The following is an 11,460-nucleotide window of genomic DNA, read 5'->3' on the forward strand; positions in this document are numbered from 1 at the left end:
GGGTTCTCATGAGCGTTCTTTCCTGGTATGTATCCCGGCCTGCTCCATGGCCGTCCGCCAGTTCCTGATCTCTTCGGAAGTGATGACTTCGACCGCCCCGCCCTGAAGTCTCCCGCTCACCTCCCCCATCTCCTCTTCGAGGTCGCCTTCGATCTCCAGGTAGGCATCCCGTAACCCGGAAATCGCTTCTTCGTCTGGTTTCCATAAACCCCGCTCATTTGCTTCGAGCAGGCGTCTTCCCATCTCCTCCAGTGCCCAGATGTTATGCTCGCGGAAAAATTTCCTGTTCTTTTCGTCAAGGAAGAAGGTCCTGGCGATGTCGTCAAAGATCCAGTCATCGACCTCCCCGGTGGTGGCATCCCATCCGTAGACCCTCCCTGCCCGACGTGCGATCTCGCTTGCCCCGGTATACCCGTGGGCTTTCAGAGCATCGATCCACTGGGGGTTGAGCAGCTTGGTCCGCACTACCCGCCGTATCTCGTCGGCCAGTGTCCGGACTTCAGCACGGTTCACATTCCGGGTGTCGCCATAATAGGCCTCGACTTTCCGCCCCGAAACACTGCGGGCGGCAGCCGTCATCCCGCCATGCGAGCCAAAGTAGCAGCAGCATCCCAGCAGGTCGTACTCGTCGGTTGCAGTCTTGTTGAAGGTGAGGTCTACTGTCCCGAGCTGCGCGATAAAGCCTGCCCGCGCTTCGTCCCCGAACTTTCCCCTGCCGTAAGCAAACCCGTTCCAGTAGATGAAGATATCCGCGAGGTCTTCTACCCCTTCCCATGCCGAAGCGTAGACCGCGAGGTTCACCCCCATGCCATAGGTTCCCTTCGGTGCACCGAAGATGCGGGGATTCTCTCCCGGTCCGGTATGCTTCCGGATGAAGTTAATGGATTCGGGTTCATCCAGCGTTGCGACCATCGCCAGTGCATCATCAAGCAGCTCGATGCACTGGTAGAAGCAGTCCCGGAGAATCCCGCTGATCCGCACTGTCACATCGATACGGGGCCGCCCGAGCTCTTGGGGGGGAATGACCCGGAACGTTTTCAGCCGCCCGTGTTCCCATACCGGTTCGACGCCGATGAGGGCCAGGATCTGGGCAAATTGTTCCCCGTCGGCCCACATGATGTCCGAAGCCATCCAGATCAGCGCAATGTTCTCCGGGAACACCCCCTGCTCGGCCCTGTATTTCTCCACGGTGAGTTCGGCCAGCCGGCGGCCCACGGTCCAGGCGGCAGGGGTGGGAACCGCCCGGGGATCGAGCGAATACAAGTTTCTCCCTGTGGGGAGAATTTCGGTCTTTCCCCGGGATATGAGGCCGGAAGGTCCCGGGGGAATATACCCCCCTGCCATGCCGTTTGCCAGGCTTCCGATCTCGTCTGAAGAGTCCATCCGTCCGGCCAGGTCCCGGACCAGTCCGGCAAACAACTCCAGCCCATCCGTATCCTTGTGGACGAGGCGGTCACCGAGTACCTGCCCGGCTGCATCCACCGGGTCCGTCCCGGAAAGGATTGTCCCGACGAGCTCTTCGCCAAAACAGTCGAGGACACGGAGGAGCGCGATTTCGGAGTCTGCAATCTTTTCATCAAGGCCCATCAGCCCGGACAGGAGGGAATGCACGCGCCCGTCATGGTTGAGCGTAGTAGCGATGAACCGGGCTTGCCGCTCCCGTTCCGGGACAGACCCAAAGATATGCATCCCTTCAGGTATCCGGGTCTGGGTGATACCGGAGAGGATGCGGTGGATTCCGTCAAGGATCCTATCGAAATCCATCCCGGCGCCGGCCAGCCCGACATCCTGTTCCAGGTTGGCCTGCCGGACGAGGTCGATGATCTCATGCTCGAGAGCATGGGCCTTCGCGCGGTCCGAGTCGCGGAACTTGCGGTATTCGCTGATCCGGTCTTCAAGTTCCCGGAGTGCCCCGTAGGTCCCGGTCGGGGCCATAACTGTCTGCATGTGGTCAACGATAACGGCTGACCCCCTCCTCTTCGCGATGGTTCCTTCCGAAGGGTTGTCTGAGTTGTAGAGATAGAGGAAGGGCAGTGATCCGATGATAGCATCCGGGATGCAGGCGCCGGACAGGGCGGCCGATTTTCCGGGGAGAAATTCCAGTGTACCGTGGGTCCCCACGTGAACGATCACGTCGGCGCCAAACACCCGTTCCAGGTAGCGGTACGCTGCGAGGTAGTGGTGTGGCGGGGGGAGGAACGGGTCGTGCAGGATCCGGCAGACCTGGCCATCGCAGCGTGAGCCGGCACACCCCCGCTTGGGCTGGGTGCAGATTACCGCATTACCGAGCGAAATCCCGCTCACCACGATCGATTCACCGTGAACCATGGCCGGGGGGACGTTGTCAAGTTCCTCACCGGGTGGAGCCCCCCAGGACGACACCATCTTTTCCTGGAGACCGGGATCGAGCTCGTCAAACCAGCGCTGGTAGGTGGGGCCATCCACGAAACCGAGCGCTCCCCCACGACGCACAATGTCCTCCACCGTCGTCCAGCGGAACTCGTTAATCGCCCTTCTCCCAAGGATCTCCTGGGCGAGCGCGTCTCCGCTCTCCGGGACCTCAACCTGGTATCCCCTGTCCCGGAAGTTCCGGAGGATCCGGACCACGCTCTCCAGGGAATCAAGGTGAGCCGCCGCCCCGACATTCGCCTCGACCGATGCGCAGGGCGAGCTGTTGAGGATGAAGGCCACTTTCTTCTCGTGGTCCGGGACCTTTCTCAATCTCACCCAGGCCATCACCCTGCGGCAGAGCGTAGTCACCCGCTCAGCGATGGGCCGGTGCCAGGCATGGTCGGGTCCTTCAGGGCCTTCCTGCATGGCGCTTGCGACCGGGATCATCCCGACCATCCCGTACATCTCGGGCAGGACCACCGACCATCCGAGCTCCGCGCTCCCGATACCGTCACTGCTCTCCCACCACTCCTCCATGGTCCGGTAGTAGAGCACCAGGGGGTGGAAGACCGGGACGTTCAGTTCCCGGAACAATTCTTCAGGAGCTCCGGGATCGGGAGAGAGGGCAGATGACGGGAGGCAGACAAGAGCATCGATCCGTCCTGCAAAGAACTTCCGCATCACTTCGACCGCTGGCAGGGCTCCTGCCTCCTCGTCACCGGTCCCGGTGGTCATCACGGCGATCACGTTGGCATGCTGTTCGAACTCACGGATCAGGGCATCGATAGTATCCATGTCACCGTTCGCCCAGTAAATCCGGTAGAACAGGATGCCCACGGTATCGGGGTGTGAGGGGCCGCGCCATCGCAGGTAATCTTCGGTTGAGGAAAAAAAATCCGGGGCGTCGGGGTGGTAGATGCCCTCCCAGCGACCGGCCACCGGCAACTCGAAGGTGACATTCTCTCCCAGGATGCGGCCACGGAGGTAGGCAACCAGGTTCTCCATGTTTGCAGGCCCTCCGTAGCTAAAGTAGGCATTCACCGTGGCGGTGACCTGGAGGGGAACCGTGGAGAGTTCCCAGAAGACCTGGTCGTGGCCGAAGGATATGACCGGCACCACCTTTTCCAGGTGCGGGATGATGCTATCCCAGAAGGCATCGGGGGTCGGGTGGAGGAGGATTACGTCTGCTCCGCTAAGGCTCCTGATCGCCCGGTCCAGTGTCTCCGGGTCCTTGAGACGGTAGGTCGCCCATCCGGTCAGGGAGATGCCGGTCCTCTCTGCCGCGGTGGTGAGCATGGGAAGTTCACTTCCCCAGACGATTGCCGTTACCCTCACTGCTGTCTTACCCCGACAGGTTCCACCGGAAGGATGTAGGGGAGTCCTCCCTCGTTTTTCACGATTGCCGTGACCCCATAGACCTGCTCGATGAGGGCAGGGTTGAGGAGCGATGCCGGCGAGCCGACAGCCACCACCCTCCCCTGGTGGAGCACGATGATGGTATCGCAGAACCGTGCTGCAAGATTGAGGTCGTGGATGGCCATGAGCGCCCCGATGTTCCGCTCCCTAGTGATGTTCCGGATCATCGACATTACCTCGAGCTGGTGTCGGACGTCCAGCGCACTGGTCGGTTCATCGAGGAGCAGGAGCGAGGGATCCTGGACCAGGGCCCGGGCGATCATCACCTTCTGTCGTTCCCCTCCGCTGACCTGGGTCAGCTTCCGGAAGGCGAGGTGCCCAATGTCCAGGCGGGTGAGCATCGCGGTTACCAGGGAGAGGTCGGTATCCGAAACGCTCCACCGGACATAGGGCCTTCTCCCCATCAGGACCACCTCGAGCACGGTCATGGCCATGCCTATCGAGAGGGCCTGGGGCACGTAGGCCACAGTCCGCGCCAGTTCTTCGCTGGAGTAGCGGGACAGGGTTTTTTCCCGGATTGTCACCTCACCGGAAGCGATGAGGATCCGGTCCAGGCACTTGATGAGCGTGGTCTTGCCACAGCCGTTCGGGCCGACCACCCCCAGCACCTCCCCATCACCAAGCGCGAAGGAGACACCAGAGAGCACCACTCGTTCATTGTAAGAGAACGAGAGGTTGCGGACCTCCGCGATCACCAGTACTCCTCCTTCCGGCGCAGGAACAGGTAGAGGAAGAACGGGATGCCGATGAATGAAGTCATGATCCCGACCGGGATGATGGCCGGTGCGAGGATGGTCCGGGCCAGGCTGTCGGCTAGCAACAGTATAAGGGCGCCGATCATTCCCGATGCCACCAGCAGGTAGCGGTGGTCACCGCCAAGTGCAAGGCGGGTGATGTGGGGTGCGACCAGCCCGATGAAGCCGATGGTCCCGGTAAAGCAGATGATCGATGCGGTGATGAGCGAAGCGATGAACATGTGGACTGTCCGCGCCCGATCCACCCGGACGCCGAGGCTCTGCGCCACCTGGTCGCCCATGGCCAGGACGTTGAAATCCCATGCCCTCAGGATCACGTAGGGAACGCAGGCCCCAAGCACAACGGCCACGATCCCGCATTTCAGCCATGAGGTCCGCTGGAGGCTCCCGAACATCCAGAAGACCACGGCCTGGAGTTGTTCTGTGCTCCCGGTGTACTGCAGGAACGAGGTGACAGCGCCGAAGAAGTACATCAGGATTATCCCGGCAAGAACCATGCTCTCCGCGGACATGCCCCGGTAGCGGGAGAGGCCGTAGATGGCAGCCGCTGCAAGGAGGCTGGCAAGGAATGCGCAGATCACGATGACCAGGTCTCCTTTGAGGTAGGTGGGGATGAACATGATGGCCAGGGCTGCCCCGAAGCTTGCCGCCGAGGCGATCCCGAGAGTGAACGGGCTTGCGAGCGGGTTGCGGAGTACCCCCTGCATCATGGCCCCGGCGATGGCCAGGCCGAACCCGGCCAGAACGGCAAAGATCACCCGGTGGAGGCGGAGGTCCCAGATGATGGTGGCATGGAGCTGGTCGACTTCCACCGATCCGGGAAAGAAACGGGAGAGAATGGCAAGGTAGACCTCGGATACGGTGAGGCCTGCCGAACCGAGGGTCACGGCCACGGCTGTGAGAAGGATTATGCCGGCTGCGAGTGCAACGAGCGCGAGCGCCCGTTTGTTGAGCGTCTTCTGGTAGATACCGGCAATCCTCTCACCTTCCCCCTGGGCAATCCCCTGGTCTTCAAGTTCCGCTGTCATGGAAGCGGGTACACGAAGAGAGCCGGGTCCGCGAGGGATGATTCCAGGCCCTGGAACCGGGTGAGGTAGGTGCTGTGCAGTGCCGGGGGGTCGAGACTGCCGAAAAGTCCGGGATGGAACCACCGGGCAAGGTAGGCTTCCCCGATGATATACTGGGGCCCACCTACCAGTGCGTTGTGGATGAGGTAGACCCGGTCCTGCTGCACGGCCGGGATGGCATTCCACCCTGGACGGGTGATGAGACCCTGCCACGTGGGAGCGAATGCCGATGCATTGGTCCCGGAATACCCCCCGAACGTGTAATCGCCGGTTCCTACCAGTTTCACGACAATGTCGGGCTTGCGTTCAATGACAGCCTCAGGGTCAATTACCGGGTACTCTACCGCGCTGTCGGCAAAGATGTTCTCACCTCCGGCCAGCACGATCTTGTCATGGTACCCGGAGCCGGGTCCGGCGCTCTTGTAGTCGGTCCAGGTCTCGAAGTAGACCGCGGGACGTGGGGATGCGGCAGGAGAGGCCAGACCTCCGGAGAGCGTTGTAAGAATCGAAGTGTAGAAGCCTGCAAGCTCTTCTCCCTCTTCCTGCCGGTCAAAGATCTCTCCGAGGATCTCCACATCCTCGAGGTAGGTTGCCGGGTGGTAGCAGTCCACCCGGAAGACCGTAATTGCCGGGTTGGCAGAGGTGATGCGTTGCTCGATCTCATCGCATTCGGTAATGCTGACCGTGGCATAGAGGAAGACAGCATCGGGGCGGGCCGCGAGGATCCGCTCGTAATCCGGGGCCCAGATTGACCCGACAGAGGGAAAATTCCGGAACTCGGGGTAGAATTCAGGTTTCTGGGCGATGTATTTGTCCACGGCGACCACCATTTCCGGGGACACTCCGAGCGATCGGAGGGTCTCTAGGGTCTCGCTGTTCATCACCACGATGCGGTGGAGCGGCCGGGTGAGGGTGCGGGTCACCTTGGAAGAATCGGTTACCTGTTTCGGCTTTCCGCCCCACATGGTAAAGACGTATGCCGCATCGATGAGCTCGCCTTCCGGGAGCGCTCCGCTGCAGGAACCACCTGCCCGACAGTCAAGGAAGGTGAGCATGGCCGAGGCCAGTTCCTGCCGGGTGAGGGAAAGGTCCGCGTCGCTGTCGGCAGGCAGGGCTCCTGCTGCAGGCCCGACAACGAGGGCGATGACCAGAAGCGCGTACCCCCAGTACCGGCCAGTCATCGGTCCCACCTTCCAGGGCAGGACAGGAGTATCAGCATGGCAAGAGCTCCCAGCACAGCCACACCCGTGAAGCCGGGCGCCACTGTCGCCGGAGGTGAGGGTGTGGTGGGCCGTCCTCCAGGCAGGGACTGCCCTTCGGCGGGGATGGTTCCCCGGGAACCGTCCAAGAAATCGATCCAGGTCCCGGACACCGGGAGCGGACCGGCTCCCTGGATGGTATATGACAGTTCCCGTTCACCGATCACTGCGAGGTGGAGGGCACCATCGGAGAAGCGGTACTGCTCAGGGGGAAGAGAGCAGCCGGCCAGTGTAGTGCCGGCAGGCAGGGTCTCGGTGATCCCGGTGACGGAACGTTCCGAGATGACCAGGGTGACAACAGTGGTGTTGTTCTCCGTCATCACAGTACGGGTGATGTCCGCCCCGCTTGCCTGGGCGGTGACGAGGATGAGAAGAACGAGAGCCGTGGCCGGGATTCCGGTTCGCATATGCATATTTGAATTTCGTAGCACATATCATAAAAATTGTCTTATTTATTAACGTCCCAGTTGTTATGTTATGAAAAAGTTGGATGACCACCCAGATCCCCGCCAGGTTCATGAGGGTCTTTTCCACTCACTCAACATATATTACCACACTCGTCTAAAGGGGAAACCAGGTGAAGGCTGATACCGCGATCGAGGCCTGTGACCTGACCCGGCTCTACGGGGATCTCTATGCCGTTGACGGGCTCACGCTCTCAGTTGGAAACGAGATCTTCGGGCTTCTCGGGCCGAATGGATCGGGAAAGACAACAACGGTCCTTATGCTGACCACGCTGCTTCGGCCCACCAGCGGATCGGCAACGGTCTGCGGCCATGATGTGGTGGAAGAGGCGCGCGAGGTCAGGGAGCACATCAGCTACGTGCCGCAGGACATGGCGGTGGACATCAAGCTGACCGGCAGGGAGAACGTGGCTCTCTTTGCCAAGCTCTACGGCGTAAATCACCGGGATGACAGGATCGATGAAGTCCTGGCTATCATGGAACTCGACGCGCGGGCGGATGACCTGGTCCGCACCTATTCGGGTGGGATGCGGCGGCGCCTGGAGCTTGCCCAGGCCCTGGTACATGAGCCGCAAGTCCTCTTCCTCGATGAACCGACAATCGGGCTTGATGTCGCCGCCCGGAGGAAGATCTGGGAGCATATCCGCGCCCTGAAGGGGCGGGGAATGACCATCTTCGTCACCACCCACTACATGGACGAGGCCGATATTTCCTGCGACCGGGTAGCGATCCTCGAGCACGGCCGGCTGGTGGCGGTCGACACGCCGGCCCGGCTGAAGAACCACGAGGCGGCTGACATCATCACCGTCCGCATCGCCGGCGCATGGGACGGGACCGTCCCGGAAGGGGTCCGGTTCCTCGGGGAAGAAGAAGATGAACTGGTCTTTTCCGCGCAGGATGGAAGCACGGTGGCGCCGGTTATGGTCCGGCACTTCGAACGACAGGGGGCATCGGTGCGGGCTATTTCTGTGAGGACTCCTACGCTCGATGATATCTTTCTCACCCTGGTGAAGAGCAGGGACGAGGCCGGTGGTTTCGATGACCGCCGGTTCAGGACCATGCTCCGGAGGCGCTGATGAAGGATATCCTTTACTACTTCGAGCGCGATTTCCTCCGCTGGATACGGGGGCGGCTCTCGGTTGTGTCAGCGCTCATCATGCCGGCAGCATGGCTGATCTTCGTGGGACTTGCCCTGCCCACCAGCTTTACCACCAACTACATCGACTTCATCACACCGGGAATCCTGGTGCTGACCATGCTTGGCGCCGCACTGCAGGGGGGTTCGCTCCTGATCTTCGACAAGATCCTCGGGTTCCTGAACAAGTTCCTGGCCCTTCCTGCACCGCGGGAGAGCATCCTCTTCGGAAAGATCTTCTTCATCACCACCCGCGGGCTGCTGCAGGCAACGGTAATCCTCGTGCTGGCATTCCTGCTCGGGGCAGCGCTCTTCTCCCCGGCCGAACTGCTCCTCACCTACGGGATCCTCGCTTTATTCGGCCTGCTTATCTCGGCGTTTTCCACCACGGTCGCCCTGCACCTCTCCGACCACGATGCCTACGCGGCGTTCAACGCCATGGTCAGCATGCCCTTCTTCTTCACCAGCAGCGCCCTGATGCCCTACGATGTGATGCCGGCATGGCTCAGGCCGCTGGCCTATATCAACCCGGTCAGTTACGCAATCGATTCAATCCGTGCCCTCCAGGGAGGCGTGATCCTCTGGGCGCGGCTGGGGCTCCTCGTTTCTATGGCGGCCGTGGTGATCGCCGTGAGCGTCTACCGTTTCAGGAAGGTGACGCTCTGATACCTGGTAAGCCGGGAAGAACCGGCGGGACCGGAAGAACGGGCAGGAAGGAGGTCTCCGGTAATCGGGCAGCGGGGCATTTCCGGTACCTTTCCTTCCGGTATGCCCTGAGCGGGTGCTCCTTTTCCTGCCCTTCTCCTAAAAAACCCCGCAAAGACCGGCGATCTCCTGTACGGTGATCGATTGAAGCGCTCCCGGGCCGAGGTCGCTCAGGTGGTAATAGTGACCTCCTGCTGCATCGGCGATCTCCCGGCAGAACCCGAGCCGGAGCTGCACGAACGACCCGGCCCGTTCTTCGGTATCGATCACCACCAGGTGGATGCCGTACTCGCGGACCCGCCCGGAAACGGCGAGCACCTCCTCCCGGACAGCCCCGTTCAGGGAGACGTTTGCCCTTCCGTCGGATATGAGAACCATGACCGGGATGACCTCCCGGTTCTTCTGCCGTTCGCGGAGCAGGGTCTCAATCCCCCTTAAGAGGCCCTGGGCAAGCGGAGTCTTTCCACCGGTTGGCAGGTCAGCGAGGCATTTCCTGGCAAGGTCGACGCTGGCACAAAGAGGCAATACCAACTCGGCCGCGTCACCCCGGAAGGCGATCATGCCGATCCGATCCCTCTTCTGGTAGGAATCGAGGAGGAGGGAGAGTACCGCTCCCTTGGCCGCCTCCATCCTCCGGTGAGCCCCCATTGAGCCACTGGCGTCGACCACGAACAGGCAGGAGGCCGAGACTTTCCCCACCCTGACCTTCTCCCGGATATCCTGGTCCCTGACCACCAGGACGCAGGAGGAGTGTTCCCGGGATGCCTGGCAGGGGGCGGCAGCCCGGATGGTGGCATCGAGGGCGAGGTCGAATTCACCGGACGGGATCCGGGAAGAGATGTAGGTGCCTTTCGGGCCGGAAGAGAGGCTCTCAACCCGTCTCCCGGTAAGGTTCTTTCTCTTCTCACGATCTCTTCCCCGGAATGGCCGGATCGTCCCCGTTTCGACGGGATCCCCGATGGAAAAGACCCGCTCCCGGGCTGATCCCGGAGCGGATTTGCCAGTGCCCCCGCCACTACCCTTCTGTGGCTCCTCCTGTTCCTGTCGGGGTTCCTGCGTTTCTTCCCGGCTCTCGGGATCCGCTGCGGGCTGCTCCTGCCGTGATTCTTCCGCCCTCTTCAGGGCCTCATCGAGCTGGTCGGGATCCAGCCTTGGTTCCTCGAACGGTTTCCTGCGCATCCTGTGGGGGAGGGCGAGCTCCATGGCCTCGCGTACATCGCTATCATTGACCTGCCGCCGCCCAGAGAAGGCAGCAATGGTCTTTGCGGTCCGGACGATGGTGATCTCGGCCCGGTGGGTAGCGATGCCCATCTCCACGCAGGTGGCAACGATGGTCTCCAGGAGACCTTCCGGGAGCGTGACCTCAGGGAGGATGACCTGCGCGGCCTTTATCTTTCGCCGCAACTCCTCCTGGACCGGTTCCAGCGCCGCTGAAAATCCGACCGGGTCGCGGTCGAACTGCTCGGCCGCACGGACTACTTCCATCCGCTGCCGGGGGTCGGAGAGGGCTTCCACCGCCACCTGGAGGCCGAACCGGTCCAGGAGCTGGGGACGGATCTCACCTTCCTCGGGGTTCATGGTGCCGATCAGGATGAACCGGGCAGGGTGGGCAAAGGAGATCCCTTCCCGTTCCACCACGTTCACGCCGAGGGCTGCCGAGTCGAGGAGAACATCAGCGATATGGTCGTCAAGCAGGTTAACCTCGTCGATGTAGAGCACCCCGCGGTTGACCGCAGCAAGAATTCCCGGCTCAATTACCTTCCTCCCCTCCTTGATAGCCTGTTCAATATCGATAGTCCCGATCAGCCGGTCTTCGGTAACCCCCAGGGGGAGATCGACCACCCGGACCGGGCGCTCCGCAACCCCGGGCACCTCACCGGCATCCTGCTTCTCAAGACAGTTCTCGCAGAGTTCTCGCTCGTCGTCAGGGTTGCAAGAGAACGGGCAGTCCTTCACCACCCGGATGGCGGGGAGGAGCTCGGCCAGCGCCCGGACAGCGGTTGATTTTGCCGTCCCTTTCTCACCGCGGATCAACACACCACCGATACGGGGGTTGATGGCGTTAAGGAGGAGGGCCCTTTTCATGCGATCCTGTCCGACGATGGCCGAGAACGGGAGGAGGATGCGGCGGTTACGGACAGCCATGTCTTATACCTGTTGTATTCTTTCGCTTGGTAAATTAAATAGTCAATGATATCGCACACATTTTTACGGTAATTATTTTATTAAAAAATAATGGATATAAACCGATCATTATTAGTATCGATT

The 11,460-nt window shown here is 61.2% G+C and carries 8 protein-coding genes; 2 read left to right on the forward strand and 6 right to left on the reverse strand.

Going from position 1 to position 11,460, the window contains the following annotated elements; genetic code table 11:
- Window positions 1–6 precede the first annotated feature (6 nt).
- From IPI71_07975 to IPI71_07995, 5 genes are read right to left on the reverse strand one after another with little or no spacing between them, the layout of a single operon-like run.
- Entirely contained in the window at window positions 7–3,726 is a 3,720-nt protein-coding gene (locus tag IPI71_07975; protein QQR70595.1) for a cobaltochelatase subunit CobN, read from the reverse strand.
- Window positions 3,723–4,502, reverse strand: coding sequence for an ABC transporter ATP-binding protein (locus tag IPI71_07980; GenBank protein QQR70596.1), 780 nt, complete (start codon window positions 4,500–4,502; stop codon window positions 3,723–3,725). Before IPI71_07980 ends, IPI71_07975 begins: the two co-directional genes overlap by 4 nt.
- The gene (locus tag IPI71_07985) at window positions 4,499–5,590 is read right to left on the reverse strand and encodes an iron ABC transporter permease (protein ID QQR70597.1); all 1,092 of its coding nucleotides are present in this window, start codon (window positions 5,588–5,590) and stop codon (window positions 4,499–4,501) included. Before IPI71_07985 ends, IPI71_07980 begins: the two co-directional genes overlap by 4 nt.
- On the reverse strand, window positions 5,587–6,810 hold the full coding sequence (locus tag IPI71_07990) for an ABC transporter substrate-binding protein (GenBank protein ID QQR70598.1): 1,224 nt from the start codon (window positions 6,808–6,810) through the stop codon (window positions 5,587–5,589). The genes IPI71_07985 and IPI71_07990 overlap by 4 nt, the downstream gene beginning before the upstream one ends.
- A complete protein-coding gene (locus IPI71_07995) occupies window positions 6,807–7,295 on the reverse strand; it encodes a hypothetical protein (GenBank protein ID QQR70599.1) in 489 nt (162 codons plus the stop codon). The genes IPI71_07990 and IPI71_07995 overlap by 4 nt, the downstream gene beginning before the upstream one ends.
- 170 nt (window positions 7,296–7,465) lie before the next feature.
- Between IPI71_07995 and IPI71_08000 the strand changes: the two genes are divergently transcribed.
- Together IPI71_08000 and IPI71_08005 are read left to right on the forward strand one after the other, a co-directional pair.
- Window positions 7,466–8,428, forward strand: coding sequence for an ATP-binding cassette domain-containing protein (locus IPI71_08000; protein QQR70600.1), 963 nt, complete (start codon window positions 7,466–7,468; stop codon window positions 8,426–8,428).
- On the forward strand, window positions 8,428–9,153 hold the full coding sequence (locus IPI71_08005) for an ABC transporter permease (GenBank protein QQR70601.1): 726 nt from the start codon (window positions 8,428–8,430) through the stop codon (window positions 9,151–9,153). Before IPI71_08000 ends, IPI71_08005 begins: the two co-directional genes overlap by 1 nt.
- A gap of 138 nt (window positions 9,154–9,291) precedes the next feature.
- On the opposite strand, the gene IPI71_08010 is transcribed toward IPI71_08005, so the two are convergent.
- Window positions 9,292–11,337: a putative cobaltochelatase gene (locus IPI71_08010; protein QQR70602.1), complete on the reverse strand. Its 2,046-nt coding sequence runs from the start codon at window positions 11,335–11,337 to the stop codon at window positions 9,292–9,294.
- Window positions 11,338–11,460: the final 123 nt, after the last annotated feature.

The organism is Methanolinea sp., assembly GCA_016699325.1.
GTDB lineage: Archaea > Halobacteriota > Methanomicrobia > Methanomicrobiales > Methanospirillaceae > UBA9949.